General features: G+C 71.6%; 24 protein-coding genes. 14 read left to right on the plus strand and 10 right to left on the minus strand.

What is annotated here, in order from left to right; translation table 11 throughout:
* Positions 1 to 278: 278 nt before the first annotated feature.
* Positions 279 to 455, plus strand: coding sequence for a twin-arginine translocase TatA/TatE family subunit (locus DEI94_RS14715; protein WP_258368642.1), 177 nt, complete (start codon positions 279 to 281; stop codon positions 453 to 455).
* A gap of 24 nt (positions 456 to 479) precedes the next feature.
* Here DEI94_RS14715 and DEI94_RS14720 read toward each other — a convergent pair whose 3' ends face one another.
* The 3 genes from DEI94_RS14720 to DEI94_RS14730 form a co-directional block, all read right to left on the minus strand.
* A complete protein-coding gene (locus DEI94_RS14720; RefSeq protein WP_111025922.1) occupies positions 480 to 1,187 on the minus strand; it encodes a ThuA domain-containing protein in 708 nt (235 codons plus the stop codon).
* 94 nt (positions 1,188 to 1,281) lie between these two features.
* Complete coding sequence (locus DEI94_RS14725) at positions 1,282 to 1,818, minus strand: CHAP domain-containing protein (protein WP_111010633.1); 537 nt, start codon at positions 1,816 to 1,818, stop codon at positions 1,282 to 1,284.
* 164 nt (positions 1,819 to 1,982) lie between these two features.
* A complete protein-coding gene (locus tag DEI94_RS14730; RefSeq protein WP_111025796.1) occupies positions 1,983 to 2,846 on the minus strand; it encodes an NmrA family NAD(P)-binding protein in 864 nt (287 codons plus the stop codon).
* A gap of 107 nt (positions 2,847 to 2,953) precedes the next feature.
* On the opposite strand from DEI94_RS14730, the gene DEI94_RS14735 reads away from it, so the two are divergent.
* From DEI94_RS14735 to DEI94_RS14750, 4 genes are all read left to right on the plus strand, one after another.
* Positions 2,954 to 3,691 (plus strand): TetR/AcrR family transcriptional regulator, encoded by a 738-nt coding sequence (locus tag DEI94_RS14735; protein ID WP_258377944.1) that lies wholly within the window; start codon positions 2,954 to 2,956, stop codon positions 3,689 to 3,691.
* A gap of 74 nt (positions 3,692 to 3,765) precedes the next feature.
* Positions 3,766 to 4,791 carry a permease gene (locus DEI94_RS14740; RefSeq protein ID WP_111025799.1) on the plus strand — a complete coding sequence of 342 codons (1,026 nt, stop codon included), beginning with the start codon at positions 3,766 to 3,768 and terminating at the stop codon, positions 4,789 to 4,791.
* Positions 4,778 to 5,590, plus strand: a complete 813-nt coding sequence (locus tag DEI94_RS14745) for a TIGR03943 family putative permease subunit (protein WP_111025801.1) — start codon at positions 4,778 to 4,780, stop codon at positions 5,588 to 5,590. Before DEI94_RS14740 ends, DEI94_RS14745 begins: the two co-directional genes overlap by 14 nt.
* Positions 5,580 to 6,989, plus strand: coding sequence for a hypothetical protein (locus tag DEI94_RS14750; RefSeq protein WP_146249417.1), 1,410 nt, complete (start codon positions 5,580 to 5,582; stop codon positions 6,987 to 6,989). The genes DEI94_RS14745 and DEI94_RS14750 overlap by 11 nt, the downstream gene beginning before the upstream one ends.
* A gap of 10 nt (positions 6,990 to 6,999) precedes the next feature.
* Here the strand turns inward: DEI94_RS14750 and DEI94_RS14755 are convergent, their stop codons facing one another.
* Together DEI94_RS14755 and DEI94_RS14760 are read right to left on the minus strand one after the other, a co-directional pair.
* On the minus strand, positions 7,000 to 7,317 hold the full coding sequence (locus DEI94_RS14755; protein WP_111010627.1) for a hypothetical protein: 318 nt from the start codon (positions 7,315 to 7,317) through the stop codon (positions 7,000 to 7,002).
* An 8-nt stretch (positions 7,318 to 7,325) separates the two neighbouring features.
* Positions 7,326 to 8,396, minus strand: a complete 1,071-nt coding sequence (locus tag DEI94_RS14760; protein WP_181441718.1) for a GTP-binding protein — start codon at positions 8,394 to 8,396, stop codon at positions 7,326 to 7,328.
* Between the two features lie 40 nt (positions 8,397 to 8,436).
* Here DEI94_RS14760 and ykgO point away from each other — a divergent pair, with 40 nt between their 5' ends.
* The 4 genes from ykgO to DEI94_RS14780 all read left to right on the plus strand — a co-directional run bounded on the left by ykgO (position 8,437) and on the right by DEI94_RS14780 (position 9,674).
* Positions 8,437 to 8,559 carry a type B 50S ribosomal protein L36 gene (gene ykgO, locus DEI94_RS14765; RefSeq protein ID WP_111025807.1) on the plus strand — a complete coding sequence of 41 codons (123 nt, stop codon included), beginning with the start codon at positions 8,437 to 8,439 and terminating at the stop codon, positions 8,557 to 8,559.
* 96 nt (positions 8,560 to 8,655) lie between these two features.
* Positions 8,656 to 8,811, plus strand: coding sequence for a zinc transporter permease (locus DEI94_RS14770; RefSeq protein WP_111010625.1), 156 nt, complete (start codon positions 8,656 to 8,658; stop codon positions 8,809 to 8,811).
* Between the two features lie 81 nt (positions 8,812 to 8,892).
* Complete coding sequence (locus DEI94_RS14775; RefSeq protein ID WP_258377945.1) at positions 8,893 to 9,183, plus strand: ArsR/SmtB family transcription factor; 291 nt, start codon at positions 8,893 to 8,895, stop codon at positions 9,181 to 9,183.
* A gap of 71 nt (positions 9,184 to 9,254) precedes the next feature.
* Positions 9,255 to 9,674 carry a Fur family transcriptional regulator gene (locus DEI94_RS14780; RefSeq protein WP_111010623.1) on the plus strand — a complete coding sequence of 140 codons (420 nt, stop codon included), beginning with the start codon at positions 9,255 to 9,257 and terminating at the stop codon, positions 9,672 to 9,674.
* A 27-nt stretch (positions 9,675 to 9,701) separates the two neighbouring features.
* Here the strand turns inward: DEI94_RS14780 and DEI94_RS14785 are convergent, their stop codons facing one another.
* Positions 9,702 to 10,163, minus strand: coding sequence for a Fur family transcriptional regulator (locus DEI94_RS14785; protein ID WP_111025811.1), 462 nt, complete (start codon positions 10,161 to 10,163; stop codon positions 9,702 to 9,704).
* A 59-nt stretch (positions 10,164 to 10,222) separates the two neighbouring features.
* On the opposite strand from DEI94_RS14785, the gene DEI94_RS14790 reads away from it, so the two are divergent.
* Genes DEI94_RS14790 through DEI94_RS14805 form a run of 4 tightly spaced genes read left to right on the plus strand, consistent with a single transcriptional unit; the run spans position 10,223 to position 13,729 of the window.
* Complete coding sequence (locus tag DEI94_RS14790) at positions 10,223 to 11,149, plus strand: metal ABC transporter solute-binding protein, Zn/Mn family (RefSeq protein ID WP_220038766.1); 927 nt, start codon at positions 10,223 to 10,225, stop codon at positions 11,147 to 11,149.
* Positions 11,146 to 11,997 (plus strand): metal ABC transporter ATP-binding protein, encoded by an 852-nt coding sequence (locus DEI94_RS14795; protein ID WP_220038767.1) that lies wholly within the window; start codon positions 11,146 to 11,148, stop codon positions 11,995 to 11,997. The genes DEI94_RS14790 and DEI94_RS14795 overlap by 4 nt, the downstream gene beginning before the upstream one ends.
* Positions 11,994 to 12,926 carry a metal ABC transporter permease gene (locus DEI94_RS14800; RefSeq protein ID WP_111025815.1) on the plus strand — a complete coding sequence of 311 codons (933 nt, stop codon included), beginning with the start codon at positions 11,994 to 11,996 and terminating at the stop codon, positions 12,924 to 12,926. Before DEI94_RS14795 ends, DEI94_RS14800 begins: the two co-directional genes overlap by 4 nt.
* Entirely contained in the window at positions 12,926 to 13,729 is an 804-nt protein-coding gene (locus DEI94_RS14805; RefSeq protein WP_111025817.1) for a metal ABC transporter permease, read from the plus strand. The genes DEI94_RS14800 and DEI94_RS14805 overlap by 1 nt, the downstream gene beginning before the upstream one ends.
* 51 nt (positions 13,730 to 13,780) lie before the next feature.
* Here DEI94_RS14805 and DEI94_RS14810 read toward each other — a convergent pair whose 3' ends face one another.
* Together DEI94_RS14810 and DEI94_RS14815 are read right to left on the minus strand one after the other, a co-directional pair.
* Positions 13,781 to 14,098 carry a hypothetical protein gene (locus DEI94_RS14810; RefSeq protein WP_111025819.1) on the minus strand — a complete coding sequence of 106 codons (318 nt, stop codon included), beginning with the start codon at positions 14,096 to 14,098 and terminating at the stop codon, positions 13,781 to 13,783.
* Positions 14,099 to 14,304: 206 nt separating this feature from the next.
* Positions 14,305 to 16,497: an acyltransferase family protein gene (locus DEI94_RS14815; RefSeq protein WP_181441720.1), complete on the minus strand. Its 2,193-nt coding sequence runs from the start codon at positions 16,495 to 16,497 to the stop codon at positions 14,305 to 14,307.
* 353 nt (positions 16,498 to 16,850) lie between these two features.
* On the opposite strand from DEI94_RS14815, the gene DEI94_RS14820 reads away from it, so the two are divergent.
* Entirely contained in the window at positions 16,851 to 17,612 is a 762-nt protein-coding gene (locus DEI94_RS14820) for a TetR family transcriptional regulator (RefSeq protein WP_111025822.1), read from the plus strand.
* On the opposite strand, the gene DEI94_RS14825 is transcribed toward DEI94_RS14820, so the two are convergent.
* Positions 17,555 to 18,211, minus strand: a complete 657-nt coding sequence (locus DEI94_RS14825) for a pentapeptide repeat-containing protein (RefSeq protein ID WP_111025824.1) — start codon at positions 18,209 to 18,211, stop codon at positions 17,555 to 17,557. The two genes, DEI94_RS14820 and DEI94_RS14825, sit on opposite strands and share 58 nt — an antisense overlap.
* Before the next feature lie 27 nt (positions 18,212 to 18,238).
* Positions 18,239 to 19,099: a hypothetical protein gene (locus tag DEI94_RS14830; protein ID WP_111025826.1), complete on the minus strand. Its 861-nt coding sequence runs from the start codon at positions 19,097 to 19,099 to the stop codon at positions 18,239 to 18,241.
* Positions 19,100 to 19,230: the final 131 nt, after the last annotated feature.

Here is a 19,230-nt window from a genome sequence, read left to right on the forward strand (position 1 = left end):
ACGCCCCGGGGGTACCGCGGTCCGGTGTACTCCTGGTGCACCGTCCGTGCCTGGGGCAACGTGTCGCCCGTCGGTGCATTCCCCGGGCGCGAGCCGCGCGTGGCGGGTGAGACGGCCGAGCGGGCGGCTGCCGACGGCGGTGACCGGGCGGGTGATCGCCTGCTGCTGACGCCCGGACCCCCGGCGGAACGCCAGGTGCGGCCCCAGGGCGGACCTACCGTCGTGCAGGACCCGGCGCGACCGCCGCGTCCGCTGACCGGAAGGGAACGCCTGTGTTCATGGGCCTCACGGGACTCCACCTGCTCATCATCGTCGGCGTGGTGGTCCTGCTGTTCGGCGCCACCCGGCTGCCTGCGCTCGCGAAGGGCCTCGGCGCGTCGCTGCGGATCCTCAAGCAGGAGAGCCGGGCGGACGACCATGCCGAGGTCACGCCGCGGGACGAGGACGGGGCCTGACCGCTCCCTGCCGCCGCCCGTTCGTCACCGGCTCGCCCACCGGATGCCGCGCTCGACGATGGTCCGGACGCTGGGGTGCGCGAGGACCTCGGGGTCGTGGCCCGGTGTCGCGACGAACACCCGTCCGGCGCCCCACTCGCGGGTCCACACCGCGGGACACGTCACCGGTCGGTGCCACGGGTCGCCCGGCCGGGCCGCCAGGGTCGTCGTGGCGAGCACGTCCGAGGAGCCATCGGTCAGCACCCAGTACTGCTCGGTGGTCAGCGTGAAGTCGTCGAGCCCGGCGACGATCGGGTGGTCCCGGCGATCCGGCGCGATGACGATCTGGTGCTCGATGAAGAAGTCGGCGCCGTCGTCCCGCCGATCAGCGACCGGTTTGCCCGGGTGCGTGGCGAACTGCCCGCCGACGAGGTGCAGGTAGTCGGCGCTCGCCCGGAAGGAGTCCACGACGCCGCCGTGCCAGCCCGCCAATCCCGTGCCCCGCTCGACGGCGGCGGCGAGGCCCCGGACGGCCGCGTCACTCGCGGTGCCCATCGACACGCACTGCAGGACGAGGTCGACCGCAGTCATCACGGACTCGTCGGCGTAGACCTCCGGGTCGTCCTCGATCCGCACCTCGTACCCCGTGTCGCGGAGGAACGGGAGGAACGCGTCCGTCGCCGCGACGGGATGGTGGCCGGGCCAGCCGCCGCGGACGACGAGCGCGTGCTTGGTGACGTCGATGTCGGACATGGTCCCGATCATGGCCTGCCCGGACGGATGGCGTCCGTCCTGGGCCCTCCCGTCCTCGCGCACCGAGCGGCGACGAGGCCCGGTGCGAGCGGGATCAGTACTTCGGCCGAGCGAACTTGTACTTGCCGGTGCTGTCCCACGGGTCCTCGTACAGCTTCACGTGGTTGGTGGAAGCGGTGCCCGTGCCGGCGTTCCCCTCGACGGTGCGGATGTGTCCGTCGCTGTGGGAGCGGACCAGTCCGATGTGACCGACTCCGTAGTACCAGATGATGTCCCCCTGGCGGACGTTCGCGGCGGAGACGGGGGTGCAGAGGTCGTAGAACGCCTCGGAGCTGCGGCTGAACCCGGTGTCGGTCCCGCGGAGGCACCAGCTGACGAACGTGGCACACCAGTCCGCGCTCGTGTCGTACTTCGATGTCCAGATCGCGTTCATCTGCGCGAGGGTGTTGCCCTCGTAGCTCTTGGCGAGGGTGATGACGTCGGCAGGGGTGGTGGGAGCGGCCGCGGAGGCCCGCTGAGCGGGTCCGGCGAAGGCCGCCACGGTGGCGAGGGAGAGACCGCCCGCCCCGAGGATGAGTGCGCGTCGGCTGAGCGACCCGGAGGTCGTTGCGGTGATGGTGTTGTCGTCCATGCGCACGAACCTGGCACCGGCGAGAATGGCTCACAAGTCGGCCGAAGATGCGTCTGGCGAGGAACGGCCGGCAGGGACATGATGAGGAGAACGCGGCCGCGCGCGCCGACCGACACCCCGGTCGGGCGAGCCGGCCCGACGTCAGCCGGCCGCGGTGACGAGCGTCAGCCGTTCGCCGCGACGACCTCCCGGAGCACGTCCTGCGCGGACCTCGGCGCGCGGCCCAGGAGCTCCCCGAGCATCGGGTCCGTCCCCGCGAACCACCCCTGTTCCGCCGCCAGGTACATGCCGAGCAGGAACCGCACCATCGGCTCCTGCTGTCCACCGGCCACGGCCCGCTCGACCCAGACGTCGTCATCGACGACCTCGAACCGGACCTCGTTCCCGACGAGGTCCGAGGCGGTCCGGGTGAGGTCGGCGAACGTCGGCGCCTCCGGAGCGGTGATGGTCACGGGGCCCTCGACGGGTTCGTCGAGCAGCAGGATCGCTGCGGCCGCCTCGGCCGCGTCCTCGCGCGCGGTCCACGACACCGGACCGTCGGCCGGGATCGACACCACGCCGGTCCGCTGCCACGGTCCCAGGAGCCACTGCAGGCTGTGGGCGTAGAAGCCGTTCCGGAGCGACGTCCAGGGCAGCCCGGACGACGCGAGCATGTCCTCGGTCGCAGCGTGGTGTCGCGCCGGCACGAACGGCGACGCTGCTCCGGCACCCTGATGGCTGGTGTAGAGCACGTGCCCGACCCCGGCGGTGATCGCTGCCTCCACGGCGTTCCGGTGTTGGCTGATCGTGTCGCCCGCCGGGTCGTTCGACGAGACCAGGAGCAAGTGGTCCGCGCCGGCGAAGGCCGCCGGCAGCCCCGCCGGATCGTCGTAGTCGCCCTGGCGGACCGTCACGCCGCGCTCGGCGAAGCGTGCGGCCCTCGCCGGGTCGCGCGTGACGACGGTCAGTTCCGACGCGGGGAGGTGCTGGAGCAGGTGGTCGACGGTCGCGCCGTTCAGGGCGCCGGTCGCCCCGGTGATGGTGATCATGGTGGATCCCTCTCGTATCGATGGAAACGTTGTGTCCGTATCATTGGAAACACCACCACCGTAGCAACAGGATCACGTCGGAAGCAACGGCGCGTTATCGTCGATACGTGGACGACGCCCCCGAGCCCCGCCTCGACGTGCGGATGCGCATCGTGACCGCAGCCGCCGAGCTCCTGCACGACGAAGGCGCCGTCGCTGTCACCACGAGAGCGGTGGCCGAGCGAGCTGGCGTCCAGGCTCCGACGATCTACCGGCTCTTCGGCGACAAGGACGGGTTGCTCGACGCGGTCGCCGAGCACGCGATGACCACGTTCAGCGCGACGAAGGCCGCAGCCGTCGACGCGGTCACCGGTGTCGACCCCGTCGCGGACCTCCGCGCGGGGTGGGCGATGACCATCGCGTTCGGACTCGCCAACCCGGATCTGTTCGTGATCATGAGCGACCCGCGTCGAGGGCGGGACTCCCCCGCGGTCGCCGCCGGGATCCGGCTGCTCGAGGAGCGCCTCCGTCGGGTCGCCGCGGCCGGGAGGCTCGCGGTGCGCGAGCGGGACGCGGTCCGGCTCATGCACGCGGCCGGCTTGGGCGCCGTGCTCGCCATCCTGGACGAGCCGGCGGACGAGCGCGACCCGCGGTTGGCCGACTTCGTCTTCGACGCCGTCATGACGCAGGTCCTGGCTCCGGAGCCGGCTGACGAGGGTCCCCGAGGCACGTCCGGTGTCCGGACCGCCGCCATCACCCTCCGTGCCTCCATCGACGAGCTCGGCGCACTCTCGTCGGCCGAACGGGGCGTGCTCGCCGAGTGGCTCGACCGGATCGTCGACCACGACCCGGCCACGTCGCGGTAGCACCGGGCCGGCCGGAGCCCGGCCCGCCCGCGGTTCTGCCGAGCCGGGATGGCCCGCCTGCCTATCCTGACCCGGTGACGAGTTCCCCCGTCCGCGTCCCCCGGTCGCGGTCCCGGTCCCGGGCCGGCTCGGGCCCCGCGCTCGTGCTCGTGCTCGTCAGTGCGCTCCTCGCCGCGCGGGTGGTCACCACCGGCGACAGCACGGCCGGGCTGCCCGACGAGCTGCAGGACTTCCTGACGCTCGCGATCAGCGTCGTGGTCGAGTCGCTGCCGTTCGTGGTGCTGGGGATCCTCCTGTCCATCGTCGTCGAGGTGTGGGTGCCGCACGGCGTGCTGGAACGGGTCCTGCCGGCACGCCCGGTCCCGCGTCGGGCGGTGATCTCCCTGATCGGCATGCTCTTCCCGGTGTGCGAGTGCGGGAACGTCCCGCTGGCGCGAGGGTTGATGCTGCGCGGGTTCTCGCCAGCGGAGGCGACGACGTTCCTCGTCGCGGCGCCGATCCTCAACCCGCTCGTCATCGTCAGCACGGCGCAGGCGTTCGGGTGGTCGGGATGGATCCTGCCCGTCCGGATCATCGGCGGCTTCGTCGTGGCGAACGTCGTCGGGTGGGTCGTCGCAGCGCACCGCCGACCCTCCGAGCTCCTGGTGCCCGCGTTCGAGGCCCGGTGCCGTGTGGAGGCCGGCGGGCAGGCGCGTGGGAGCCGGTGGGCGGAGAGCGCATCGCACTTCGGCGGCGAGACGGCGACGATGATGCCCGCGCTGTTCGTCGGGGCAGCGGTCGCCGCCGCGATCCAGGTCGCGGTGCCCCGGAGCACGCTCATCGCGATCGGCAGCGACCCGGTGCTGTCGGTCCTGGCGATGATGCTGTTGGCGATGACGGTGTCGCTCTGCTCGAACGTCGACGCCTTCTTCGCGCTCTCGTTCGCCTCGACGTTCCTGCCCGGGTCGATCACGGCGTTCCTGCTCATCGGGCCGATCATCGACGTCAAGATGATCGCGCTGCTCCGCACCACCTTCCGCACCCGGTTCATCGGCGCACTCGCCGTCATCTGCGTGCTGTTCGCCGCATCGGTGGGATTGGTGATGGATGTCCTCGTCTGAACGTCGACGGGTGCTGTTCGGGCTCGGCTCGGTGCTCGCGCTCGCCGTCGCCACACTCTGGCTCGGAGCGGCCGGTCATCTCGACCTCTACATCAATCCGCGGTACGGGGTGTTCACGATGGCGCTCGCCGCCATCGCGGTCGTCGCCGCCGCGGCCGGTCTGTCGGCGGTCGCATGGCAGACAGCGCACCCACACCTCGAACGGGGGCATGGGCACGGCGACGACGTGACGGTCGTGCCCGACGGCAGCAGCGGGCGGGGTGCTGCACTGTCCCTGCGCGTCGTGGCGGTCGCCGTCGCAGTGGTCGTCACGGTCGGCATCAGCACGGCGATGTTCGTGCTCCCGCCGACGACGCTGTCGGCGCGGACGGCCCAGCAGCGCAGCGTCGACTCGGGCAGCCTCTCGACCGCCACGGGCTCCGGCGGCGCCGTCGCGTTGCTCGGCAGCGGCTCCGTCGACACGTCGGAGTACGGCGTGAAGGACTGGGCCGCGCTCATCCGTCAGACGACGGACACGAGCGCCCTCGTCGGGAAGCGCCTCCGCCTCACGGGGTTCGTCGTGCCCGACACGGACGGCGGCTTCACGCTGACCCGGTTCGTGATCAGCTGTTGTGCCGTCGACGCCCAGCCCGTCGGCGTGGGCGTGGTCACGGACGGATCCGTGCCGGCGGCGAACCAGTGGGTGACGGTGTCCGGCGCGCTCGCGGCGAACCCGGACGCCGGGTCCGACGTCCCGCTGGTGATCCGCGCCGCCACGGTCGAGCAGGTGCAGCGACCATCGGATCCGTATGAGTACTGACGTCCGCGGTACTCCTGCCCCCGGCCGCCCCCTCCGACGCCGATTCGTCGCGGTCGTCGCGGTGCTCGCGCTGATCGGAGCCCTGGCGGCGATCGTCGGCTCGCATCAGGGCCCGCGCCTCCGCTCCGTGTCGTACTCGGCGACCGACCTCGTCTCCCGTCCCGCGCAGCGCCTGATCCTCACCGCGAACCAGGCACTGCAGCGGGTCGCCCCCTCCGACGTCGTCGTGTCCCCCGCCGCAGCGCACACGGTGACCTCGAGCGGGAACACGGTCGCGGTGCAGTTCGACGGCCCGTTGGCGTACGACCGCACCTACGCGGTCGTCGTGCGGCACGTCCGGGTGCCGGGGCAAGCCGCGACGTCCGACCTGCGCACGACCATCCACACGGGCACCACCGACGTCCTCGCGCTCGTCCCGGGCACGAACGGTGCACACGATCGCATCGTCAGCCGTGGCCTCGCCACCGGGGGCACGGACACCGTGTTCCAGGGCACCGGCATCACCGGGTTCGCACGCCTCGCCCGGTCCCTCGTCGTGCTCAGCGACACGGCCGACGGCACCTCGAGCATCGACATCGTGCCGCTCGCCGACGGGCGGCAGGACCCGGCCGTCCCGGTCGAGCACATCACCATGCCCAGCGCACGGGGGCACGCGTCGGCGCTCCACGCCGCCGACGACGGCGCGTCGTTCGGCTTCGTGTACGCCGACACGACGACGGGTCGCTCGCAGGACGTCGGGCTCTACGACGTCGACCTCACCGGCACGCACATGCCGACCGCGATCGCGGCGGACGGGAGGCCCACCACGGGTGCCACCCCGATGACGGTGCGCCAGTGGGCGTACGTCCCGCGGACCGAGAGCGCGCTCGTCAGGACGACCGATGACGGCCTCGTGCTCGTGGACATGAGCGGACGGACCGACGCGGCTCGGCTCGGGTCCGCGACGTACGTCCACGGCTTCGTGGGAGCCGGCACGACCGCCGTCGTGGAGGCCGGGGACGCCATCGTCCGGCTCGACCTGACCGACGGCGACCGGGCCGCGCTCACGGCACCGGCCGCGAGCACCAGGGCGCAGTACCTGGGGCGGATCGTCGCGCTCACGGGCTCCTCCTACGTCCGCCTCGTCGGCGACGTCCGCGCGGACGGGACCATCGCCGCCCGACTCGTCCGCGTCCACGGGGAGCGCGTCTCGGACCTGCAGGTCCACATCCCGTCCGACGCCAGCGTCACCGCGGTCTGTCCCTCACCGAACGGTCAGTTCCTCGCGATCACCACGCGGACGGCCGACTCGTCGTTGGTGAGCGTCGTCGACGCCACGTCCGGCGCCCTCGAGGCGAGCCTCGACGGCGTGACCCTCGACTGGTGTGCCGCGCTCCCCTCCGGCGCCGACGCCGGGTGACGGTCGGGGCTCACGTCGCGTCGACCCCGTCAGCGGCCTCGATGACCTCGACCGAGGCCACCGAGAACCCGAGGGGCACTTGTCCCAGCGCGCTCAACAGTGCGCCCCGGGCGTCGGCGCTCTCGGCCTCGATGAGTCGTCGCTCGCTCGACACGACGACGAGCCGCACCCGATGCGTCGTCGACGGAGCGCTCCCGTGATGCTCCGGCGTCCGTCGCGGACCGTCGAGTCCGGCCGGACGAGGAGGTACCGGCAGCGGCGGACCCGGCACGCGGCCGCCGAACATCCGCGTGATCACCGCCCCGAACCGGGTTCCGCTGCGCGCCATACGACCCCCTAGTGGTGGTGTTCCGTGGGCCATGCCGGGAAGGGGTCGTCGTATGTCGCCCACTCCATCGGCCCCGCGAGGAGTTCCGCGTCCGTGACCAAGCTGCGGTCGAGGGTGCTGATGATCCGGTGGCGATCGAGGTCCTCCCCGAAGAGGACCAGCTCCTGTCCGGCAGGAGCATTCCGTGCCCAGGTGGACATTCCGGTCGGATCGAGCGCGACGGTGTCGCCGGCGCTCCGCCACGACCCGATCTGGTCGGCGCGGGTCGCGAGTTGGACCAAGCCCCGCGATCGAGCGATCCGGCCGACTCGTCCGGGCGTCAACTGCTTGTCGACGGCGTCGAAGAGCCGTCCGGGGTGGAAGGGGCGCGGATCACGGAACACGATCGCCTCGACGCCGTACCGGGGTCCCGGCTGCGTGGCCGGGTCGGCGAGGGCGTGCATCCAGCCCATCCGTTCCCCGAGTCGACGAGCACACCACCGCCCGCTCGCCCCCGTCCGTCGGGAGGACATCGCGCTCGGGCTCCGGACCACGGCCGCACCGGGGTTGAGCTGTTCGAGGACGCCGAGGGCGCTGCGGAGGGACGCGGGGCCGATGTCGTCCGCATCGCTGAGGACGATCACCGTCGCGAACTCGATCTGCGAGGCCAGTCGTTCCGCAGTGACGTAGTCGTCCAGCGGGGACGGTGCGAGCGACAGGAGCCACCGCTCGATGTCCTGCACCGCCACGACCGTCATCAGGTCGTGTAGCTCCACGGGGGTCCCTTCCGCCCGTCGGCTCTCGAACTCGGTCTCCAGCACGAACCCGATCTCCATCACGTCCGCGGCCTCCTCCAGCTCGACGATGGAGCGACCGGTGGCACCGGCTCGGGCCGACTCCAGGATCCGGTCGGCCAGGACCAAGGCGAACTCGCCGCTGTCCTCGGTACCGTCGTCGACCTCGACCGGTGCTCGGCGCGGTGCTCCGCTCAGTCGCCGGCTGACCTGTCGTCGGTCAGCGGCGCGCAGGCCGCTGACCAAGGTCACCCGGAGGACGGCGCCGTCCGGATGTGCAGACCCGAGTTCGTTCCGTGGCTCCATTGCCCCTACTCTAGTGAGAAACGTTCTCAGTAGGAGGATCATGAAGGTCAGGAACTCACTCAAGGCGCTGAAGCAGCTCCCGGGCGCGCAGGTCGTACGCCGCCGAGGTCGCACGTTCGTCATCAACAAGCTCAACCCGCGCGGGAAGGGGCGCCAGGGGTGAGTGCGACCTGATCATCTTCCGTGCACGTATTGCTACTCGTGCATGCTTGCTCTAGTGTCGGGGTCACGTCAACCGACTGATCGAAGGAGCACCACCATGACCGAGCAGGAAACCGTCGCCGAGCACACCGTCACCGAGCACCACCACGAGGACGGCTGCGGTCACGAGGCAGTGCGGCACGAGGACCACGTGGACTACGTACACGAAGGCCACAAGCACGCCGAGCACGGCGACCACTACGACGAGCACTGAGACCCTCCGCCCGGGGGTAGGGCCAACCCGCCGGACCCCCGGGCGTTGCCCGTCGGTATGCACATCTGCTTACATCGCCAGGTGACCGATCATCGAGTGAGCATCGCGGCGGAACTCTTCAAGGCCCTCTCCTCGCCGGCCCGCCTCCGGGTGCTGGTCGCCCTCATCGAGGCGCCCTGCGACGTGTCGTCGCTCGCTGCGCAGACCGAGCTGTCGCAACCGCTGGTCTCGCAGCACCTCCGCACCCTGCGACTCGCCGGGCTCGTGGAGGTCGAGCGCATCGGGCGGAACGCCGTGTACTCATTCCGGGACGAGCACGTCGCGCACATCGTCAGCGATGCGCTCACGCACGTCGGCGAAGCCGCGGCGTGAGTGCCCGTTCAGCTGCACGTGCGACCCTGCCTCCTCAGCACCACCGAGCGTCCGAGACCCGAGAGGCGTCCATGACCGAAGCACCCGTGGGGAAGAAACCCCAGCGGCAGACCGCCCAGAAGACGGCGATCCGCGACGCGCTGCGAGGCGTGCGGTCCTTCATCAGCGCGCAGGACCTGCACGAGGTCCTCCGCGCAGACGGCAGCTCGGTCGGCCTCGCCACGGTGTACCGCAACCTCAGCGACATGGCGGTGAACGGCGAGGCGGACGTCCTCCAGGCCGAGCCCGGCGTCCAGCTGTACCGGTTCTGCGGCGATGCCCACCACCATCACCTGTACTGCGTCAGCTGCGGTCGCACCGTCGAGATCGAAGCACCGATCGAGGACTGGGTCGACACGGTCGCCGCTGAGCACGGGTTCTCCCGCGTGCGCCACGTGGTCGACATCTTCGGGGTGTGCGACGACTGCCGCGCACGCGGCGTCGGAGCGTAGGGCGCCTCGGGCCGACCCACGTCTCGCTCAACCGCGCACCGAGCAGGCGCTGCACCTCCCGTGGATGGTCAGCGCAGCATTCTCCTCGAAGAACGCGAGGCATGGTCCGGGGTGCTGTCGTGGGTCCGCGACCTCGCTCGTGCGCCCGCACGTGTCGCACACCAGGAGGTCCCGGTCGGGGAGCCGGTACAGGACCTCGCCGCCGACGTACGCCTCGGTCAGCGCTCGCTCACGCGCCAGGGCGTGGAGCTCCCGGTAGACCGTCGAGAGTCCGATCCGTACCCCACGCGCACGGATCCGCGCGAACACGGACTGTGCCGACGCCGGCGCACCATGTTCGACCAGTGCGGCGAGGACGCTCGCGCGATACCGGTGGCCGCGCGGTCGATCCCCGGCCCACTCCGTCGACACCAACCGACACCATCCGTCCGTGGAACAATCGGGAACGACTCCCGTTACCAACACGCTCCAACGTGCCGTAGTCTGCACCTATCGATAAGCGTTCTCAACAGAGCGCGCGGGTGGGACGCGGTCCCTGGATTGGATGGATGTCAGTGCGCATCAAGAGATTGGCGGCGCTCGGCGTCGCGGCCCTGGCCGTGACCGGTGCTCTCACCGGGTGCTCGCAGTCGGCGAGCGGGGGGAGCGACGGCAAGATCGTCGTCGTCGGCGCGGAGAACGAGTACTCGGACGTCGCCGCACAGATCGGGGGCAAGTACGTCTCGGCCAAGGCGATCATGAGCAACCCGAACACCGACCCGCACACCTTCGAGGCCAGCGCGAGCGTGGCGAAGGAGCTCAGCTCGGCCCAGATCCTCGTCCAGAACGGGCTCGGGTACGACGACTTCATGACCAAGCTCGCCAAGGCGTCGCCGAACTCGAGCCGGAAGGTCATCGTCGCGCAGGACGTGCTCGGCCTTCCCGACAGCACGCGGAATCCGCACCTCTGGTACGACCCGAAGACGATGCCGGCGGTCGCCAAGCGCATCGCCGCCGACCTCGGAGCGCTGCAGCCCTCGCACAAGCAGTACTTCCAGGACAACCTGACGACGTTCAACCGGTCGCTCGAGACGTGGACGAACCAGCTCGCGTCGTTCAAGCAGACCCACGCCAACGCACCCGTCGCCGTGACGGAGCCCGTCGCGGACTACGCGCTGCAGGCCGCCGGAGTCGACGTCGAGACACCCTGGTCCCTGCAGGCAGCGATCATGAACGACACCGACCCGAGCCCACAGAACTCGGCGGCGCAGGACGCGCTGTTCACCGGCAAGCACGTCAAGGCGTTCCTCTACAACCAGCAGGTCACCGACTCGATCACCTCGCACTACCTGTCCCTCGCTCACGACAACGGGATCCCCGTCGTCGGCGTGTACGAGACGATGCCGACGGGCTACCACTACCAGAAGTGGATGGAAGCCGAGTTGACCGCGCTGCAGAAGGCGCTCACCAACGGCACGTCCACCGAGAAGCTGTGACCGGTCGGACCGACAGCGACGTCCCGGGCGGGGTCCTCTCCGCCCGGGACGTCCGCGTCGTGATGTCGGGGGCCCTCGTCCTCGACGGGGTCGACCTCGACGTGCAGCCCGGTGAGTTCGTCGGACTCATCGGCGCGAACGGCGCGGGGAAGACCACGCTGCTGCGCGTCCTGCTCGGCATCCTCCGACCCACCCACGGTGCCGTGCGCCGACCCGAACGCAAGGCGAGCACGCACGGCATCGGGTACCTCCCCCAGAAGGTCGCGCTCGACCCCGACACGCCTCTCAGGGCACGCGACGTCGTCGCACTCGGTCTCGACGGCGGGCGGTTGGGCCTCCCGATCCGTCGTCGCGCGGTGCAGGAACGCGTGACCGTGGTCCTCCACGCCGTCGGCGCAGCCGCGTTCGCCGACCAGCGGATCGGACAGCTCTCCGGAGGCCAGCAGCAGCGCGTGCTCCTCGCGCACGCACTCATCAGCGAGCCGGCGCTGCTGCTCCTCGACGAACCCCTGGCGAACCTCGATCCGGCCAGCGCCCACGACATCGTCCGTCTCCTGGACACGCTCCGCCGTGATCGCGACGTCGCGATCGTGATGACCGCGCACGACATCAACGTCCTCATGCCGGTGATGGACCGCGTGGTGTACCTGGCGAACGGCCGCGCCGTCACCGGCGACCCCGGATCCGTCGTCCGGAGCGACGTCCTCTCGCGCCTGTACGGTCGGCCGATCCGGGTGATCGAGGCCGAAGGCCGGGTGATGGTGCTCGCGGACGACCGGGATCTCGCATCTGACCTCGCGTCCCCTGGCCTCGAGTCGGTGTCGAGACCGAACGGAACCCCCGCATGACCCCCGCCTCGGTGATCGGCGGATTCCTCGGCAGCCCCACCATCCACACCGCACTGGTGGTCGGTGGTTTCGTCGCCCTGGTCACCGGGATCGTCGGCGTGTTCACGATCGTGCGCGGCCAGTCGTTCGCGGGACACGCGCTCGCCGACCTCGGAGCCGTCGGCGGATCCGGAGCGTTCCTCATCGGCATCAGCCAGGTGTGGGGGTTCATCGGTGCCGGCGTCCTCGCAGCACTGCTCATGGAGCTCATCGGCGTCCGTCGTCTGCAGGGTCGCGACGTCTCGACCGGCATCGTCTTCGGCTTCGGACTCGGTCTGACGGCACTGTTCCTGTACTGGAGCACCACCATCGGCGGCTCGAGCAACGCAGCCGTGTCCGTGCTGTTCGGATCCCTCTTCGTCATCGCTCATGACGTCATCCCGCTCGTGGTCGGACTCAGCGTCGTCGCCCTCGCCCTCGTCGCGGCGACGTACCGGTGGCTGCTCATGGAATCGCTCGATCACGGCCTGGCAGCAGCACGCGGTGTCCCCGTTCGCATCACCGGCATCGTGTTCCTCGTCGCGCTCGCCCTCGCGGTGGAGCTGTCGTCACTGACGATCGGCGCCATTCTGTCGACCGCGCTCCTCATCGGTCCCGCCGCGACGGCGCTGCTGCTGACCCGACGCTTCGGGACCGCGGTCCTCGTGTCGGCCGCTCTCGCGGTCCTCAGCACCTGGGCGGGGTGCTTCGTCTCCTTCGAGAGCTACTCCTGGGCGGGCCACGACGGCAACTGGCCCGTCAGCTTCTGCATCGTCGCCATCATCCTCGTCGTCTACCTCGCGATCCGCGTCGGAGTGGCAGTGCGACGTCATCGGATGTGGAAACCGGCGCGCGTCGGGTCAGTTCGCGGCTCGTCCCGCGCGCAGGACACCGAGGAGGTGCTGCCCTGATGTTCGCACCGTTCATGCTCAACGCCTGGCTCGCCGGGACGATCGTCGCCCTCATCGCCGGGATCGTCGGCTTCTTCGTCGTCCTCCGAGGAAACTCGTTCCTCGCCCACGCCGTACCCCACGGTGCATTCGCAGGAGCGGCAGGAGCCGTGCTCATCGGCGTCGACCCACTGATCGGACTCGGCGTGTTCGCAGCCGGCGGCGCGTTCATGATCTCGGCGCTCGGGCGGCGCGCTCGCAGTGACGTGGTCACCGCGCTCACCCTCGTCTCGATGCTCGGCCTCGGAGCGCTGTTCCTCAGCCGATCCACCGAGTACTCCGCCGAGGTGTTCGCGCTCCTGTTCGGCCAGATCCTCGGTGTCTCGAGCCTCGAGATCACGCCCATGATCATCCTCGGGGCGGTCTGCCTCATCACCCTGGGCGTCGTCTACCGGCCGTTGCTCCTCGCATCGACACTGCCGGACACCGCGCCGTCGCGCGGCGTCTCACCGCAGGCGATGTCGATCCTGTTCGGCCTCATCCTCGCCTGCGCGACCACGATGAGCGTGCCCATCGTCGGGGCGCTCCTGATGTTCGCGCTCCTCGTCGGACCGCCCGCAGCCGCGCGCTTCGTCACCAGACGGCCGGCGACCGCGATCCCGCTGTCGGCCGCGCTCGCGGTCGCGGCGGTGTGGGGAGCGATCTCGCTCGCGTACGTGACCGATTGGCCCGTCGGGTTCTTCGTCACCGCCATCAGCGCCCTGATGTACCTGGCCGGGCGCCTGGCCACGGTGAGACCGACGCGCGGCCGGACGGCAGCATGACGTCCCTCCGACACGCTCCTCGCCGTCGTGGTCCCGCCCCCGACGGTCAGGTCAGCGTGAACTCGTCCCTCCGCCCGCCAGGGCTGCGGTCCTGGCGGTGATGTCCGCGACGAACGCTCTCGTGTCTGCCGCGAAGGGGTTGTCGAGGTCGTCGCCGAGTTCGTCGTCGTCCGCGTCGAGGACGAGCAGCGGACGGCCAGACGCCACGTGCACGCTCGTGGTCGTCCCACAGCCGCATCGGTCGAACGTGGGGACGTCGACGCGATCGGTGCGGGCGTTCCGAGCGAGTGCATCGGCGTAGTCGCACACGGTGCGAGCAACGGCGTCGGCCACGAGGATGAACACCGGCCCGCGGACGAGGTGCTTCATCGCGCTCGCCCGTCCGTCGCCGCGCCGCTCCTGGTCTCGGACCGATCGAGGACGTGCGAGGGATTCGTGCTGAACGGGAGACGTGCCATGCCGACCTCCGGCCGTGGGTGAGAACGTCACCCTTCGGCAGCGCTGGACGTGAAAGGCTTTCATGCCGCTCCACGTGACGGTATCCCTGCTCCCTGACCGCCCCGCCGGTCCGGGCGTCATCGGCTCTGCTGCATCAGCGCAGCACGGAGCACGCGAGCCAGGGCGACGGAGTAGGCCACGGTCAGGTGCCCGCCGTCGGCGCGCACGACGATCCCGCCGACGGCCGCCGGGCAGCGCATCGCACGATCGCAGAACCACGAGGCGGTGTCCACGAAGGAGGCCCGCGGCACGTCCGCCAGCGCGCGCCGCTCGGCCGCTCGCTTCGGTGCCCACGTCGCCGGTGGCGTCGACAGGCAGGTCCCCGGGCCGGCGACCCGGACCGCGCAGGCGCTGACGGGCGTCCCCTCCGGTGGCGACCCGAGCAGGACGACGCGGGCGCCGTCGCCCGTCAGGCGCCGGGCGAGGCGGCGCGTGCCGTCGCTCCACACACGACCCCGGGCGGCGGCCGGCTGCCGGTCGTACCCGCCGGCGGCGGAGGACGCGACCACCAGGTCGGGCCGGAGCCGATGGACCTCGGCGAGCGCGGCCTCCCGGGCGGCGTCGCACGAGGTCGCGAAGGCGGGGCGGCGGCCCGCGTCGGTGGTCGTCACGATCGATGCCGGGCAGCTCTCCAGGCCGATCCCGACGACACGCCAGCCCCGACCGCGGACGGCGTCGACGATGCCCGGCAGCCAGCTGATGGCGATCGAGTCGCCGACCACCACCAGGGTCCGCGCAGCGCGACCGTCGGAGAACGTGCAGCGGGTCGCCGCAGCGGTCAGCGTGCTCGGCGTCGTCCCCACGGGGTCGTTGAGACATCCGTCGGCCTGCAGCCGTCGAGCCGCCGCGGCCGCCGCACTCACCTGGTCCAGGTCGGGGACGGTCGCGCCCCACGCGCCGTCGTCGACCGCCGCGCGCACCGCCCGCTGTAGCGCGGTCGCGGATCGGAAGGACGCCACGTGCTGCGGGCCCGGGTCCGGCAGGTCGTCCACGCCCGTCAGGCGCCCCGGCGCGACGAACTGCGCGGCCGACAGCGCGAGCACGAGCGCGGAGGCGAGTGCGACGACGAGCGTGCCACGGGTGGTCCGCAGCCGACCCGACTGGGCGCGCACGGGCCTCCCGGGCGTGCCGGGACGGGGGCCGGGGCGTGTGCGCCCGTACCGGAAGGGCCGCTCGACGAACCGGACGGTGAGGACGGCGAGCACCAGGGTGATCCCGAGGGCGACCGTGGGCACGACGGCTCGGCTGCGTGGTGCGACGGCGTGCAGGAACGACCACACCGGCAGGTGCCAGAGGTAGAGCGCGTAGGACCAACGGCCGACCGCTCGGCTGACCGGGTTGGTGAGCGCCGCGAGCACCCGCGGCGCTGCGGTCGCGCCGCAGAGGACCACCCCCGCGGCGCCGAGGACCGGGAGCGCGGCGGCCGGTCCGGGGAACGGCATGCTGGGGGTGTCGACGGCCCCGGCCAGGAGCACGGCGGCCAGCCCCGCCGCGGTCACCACGCTCGCCGCGCCGACACGGAGCCGAGCGGCGACGCGTGGCTCGGCCACCGCCGCGGCGGCTCCCACACCGAGTTCCCAGGCGCGTGACTCGAACGAGAAGTACGACCAGTCGGGCTTCGCCCGGGTCTCCCAGCAGGCGATCGCGAACGACACGGCGCAGCCCACCCCGAGTGCGATCGACAGCACTCGGTCGACGATCCGCTCGCTGGTGCCGCGATCGGCGAGGACACCGGCACGCCGGGACCGGCGGCGTCCGAGGGCGACCGCGCCGACGACGACCCACGGCCAGAACACGTAGAACTGCTCCTCGACCGCGAGAGACCAGAAGTGCTGCAGCGGCGAGGCCGCCCCGCTGTCCCCGAAGTAGTCCGTGGCGGCGCGGATGAGATGCCAGTTCTGGACCATGAGCATCGAGGCGACGCCGTCCCACGTGACCGCGCTCGCCCGCGCCAGGTGGTCGACGGCCCAGGCCAGGGCGACCGTGACGAGCACGGTGAGCGCCGCGGCCGGCAGCACGCGCCGTGCCCGCCGGAGCGCGAACGCGGCGAGGTCGACCGTGCCGGTCGCACGGGCCTCCCGGAGCAACCCCGTCGTGATGACGAACCCGGAGACGACGAAGAACACGTCGACCCCGACGAACCCGCCGACCGGTCGACCCAGCACGTGGGCCGCGACGACGAGTGCGACCGCGATGCCCCGGAACCCCTCGATGTCCGGACGGAACGGCGCGGTGCCGACGTGCCCGGAGGGATCCACAGCACGACGCACGGCAGCGATGCTCCGTGACGACCGGGAGGCCCGGCGCGGCTCCGCCACGGATCGCGCGTCCCGAGGACGGGGGCGTCACCCCACGGTTCACCCGGCGCGCTCGACACCCGTCCCCGCGCGTACCGAACACTCGGACGGCGCGCGCGGGGCGGGGCACCACGACCGCCGTGGACGTCCCCCCACTGGTACGTCCACGCGGTCCCGCAGCTCTCGGGTCGAGCCGCTGCGTGTCCTGGAAGGATTCCACAGGACGGTCGTCCAGGGCAATCCTCCGTGGGGATGATCCCGTCCGAGCGCCCACCCAGTTCGGGGGACCCTGCCGCGGCAGCCGTCGCCGCGCTACCGTTCTGCCCATGGGCATCCGCGAGGACCAGCGACGCCGCACCCGGTGGACGATCCTGCTCGCGGCGGCCGCCGAGTTCGAGGAACGGGGGTACGAGGCCACCTCGTACGCATCCGTCGCCGCCCGCGCCGACGTCGCGAAGAGCCTCGTGAGCTACCACTTCGCGTCGAAGACCGACCTGGTCGACGACCTGTTCGCGATCGCGTACGAGAACGGCGTGTTCGCCGCGGCCCCGGTCGACCTCGACGCACCCCTCGACGAACTGGCGCGGTCGACGGTCCACGTCGCGATCCAGGAGGAGTCGAACGTGATCGCGCGGGCGGCCATGCGCCTGCAACGTGAGGCGCCGCTCATCCCGACACGGATGCCCCCGCCCTACCTCGGCTGGGTCGGGCGCTGCCGGAACGCCCTGACCCGCGCGATCGCCCTCGGGCAGCTCCCGGCGTGCATCGACGTGCCGTTCGAGGCCCGCATGCTCGTCGCGCAGTTCGCGGGCGTGCGCGAGGTCACGACTGCCCTCGGCGACCACGAGGGTTTCGCCGCGAGCGCGGCCGTCGGGACCCTGGACCGCTTCGCGACGATGGGCGCGTCGGCCGACGCGCTCCTGCGGGCAGCGGGTCGTTCCGCCAGCGCGATCCGGGAGGCCGGGCTCACCGGCGCGGACCGCGTCGCCAGCCGGTACGAGCACGTGGGCAGCGGGCAGGGGCGCTCGGGTCAGTCCACGACGACCCCGAGGGCGCGAGCGAACGAGGTCGCCAGCAACGCGGACTGAACCTCGGACACGGTCGCACCGCGGAGCGCCGCCGCATCCGCGACGACCGCGACGTCGGCGCCTCGGAGGTCGACGTCCCGGAGGCGGGACCCCGCTGCGGAGAGCTCGTGGATCCGACAGCCCGGGAACGCGACGCGGTCGGCCACGACGCCGCCGAGGTCGAGTTCCTCGATCGTGCAGTCCTCGAACGTGACGTCACGGAGGGTCGCGGCACGCAGGTTGACGAACCCGAGCTTGGCGCCGATGACGCGGACGTCGTCGAACGTCGAGTCGTACCACTCGGCCGACCCGATCCGGCCGGACCGGATCACGACGGACCGCCAGGTGGACCGTGGCGTGCGGAACACGGGCGCGTCGAGCACGTCCACCACGGTGTCCCGGACACGCAGCATGCCGAGGTCCGCGTCGCCGGCTCGCAGCGTGCCGATGCGACACTCCTCGACGACGAGTCCGGTCAGTGCACGGTCCACGACGTCGAGGTCACGGATGTCCCGCCCCTCGAGGAGATCGCCGGGGAGCAGGACGTCGCCCCCGCCGGGCTCGAGCTCGACGGGGGCGACGTCCTCGTGTCGGGGCGGCCGGGTGCGGTGCTCGGGCATGCCCCGATCATCCCAGCCGGTCACCGGTCAGTCGACGGGGCGCTCCAGCCCGACGCGGTCGACCTTGCGGTGGTAGTGCATCCCGGCGAGACCGCCGACGATCGCGCCGACCAGGCTGAGGACGAGGGCGACCACGACGGTGATGATCCCGGTGACGGTGAGGCTGCCCTCGTCCACGGGGATCCGCGGGAACGCGTTCACCTGCTGGAGGAAGTTCGCCTGCGTCCCGGCGATCGCGACCACGATCGCGGCGACGATCGCGATGGCGACGGCCCAGAACCAGACGGCGAGGCCCTGCTTGACGCCGTCGAACCGTGCCATGCGCCCGGCGACGTACCCGCCGCAGTAGTAGGCGACGAACAGGATCACGGCGAGCGCGATGGCGCCGATGAGTCCGACGGTGCCGGCGTTCGACGTGGCGGCCTTCCCGACCTGGTTCGCGTTCCCGCCGGTGATGCCGAGGCCGAGTCCGGCACCGATCGCACCGAGGATCGCCGTGAGGATGACGGCCGTGCCCATCGCGGTGAGCCACCCGAAGAAGGCCGATCCGAACTTGAAGCCGCCGAACTCCTCCTTCTGGCGTCCGACGACCTCTTGCCGGGTCAAGGGCGCACGGTCCCGGTCCTCGTGCGCCACGGCACGGTCCCGGTCCTCGTGCGCCACGGCACGGTCGCGGTCCTCGTGCGCCACGGCGCGGTCCCGGTCCTCGTGCGCCAGGGCACGGTCCCGGTCCTCGTGCGCCACGGCACGGTCGTTCAGGTCGGCCCCGTCGTCGGCGGGACCCCGGTCGTCCACCGGCGCCCGGTGCTCGGGGACGTGCTCGCCGTCGTTCGGGTTGGTGAGTGGGACCGCCGGTGTCGTCTGGCGGCCGTCATCGGCGTTGCTCATGGGTTCCTCCTCGGGCCCGTCCGGGCCGTCCCGGGTCGGACGCGGTGTGCGTCGTCCGGCCCACAGTGTGCTCGCACCACACCCGGTCCGTCATGGCTCCTGGGAACGGGGGACAAGCCCCTCCCAGGCGT

This window comes from Curtobacterium sp. MCBD17_040 (assembly GCF_003234805.2).
GTDB lineage: Bacteria > Actinomycetota > Actinomycetes > Actinomycetales > Microbacteriaceae > Curtobacterium.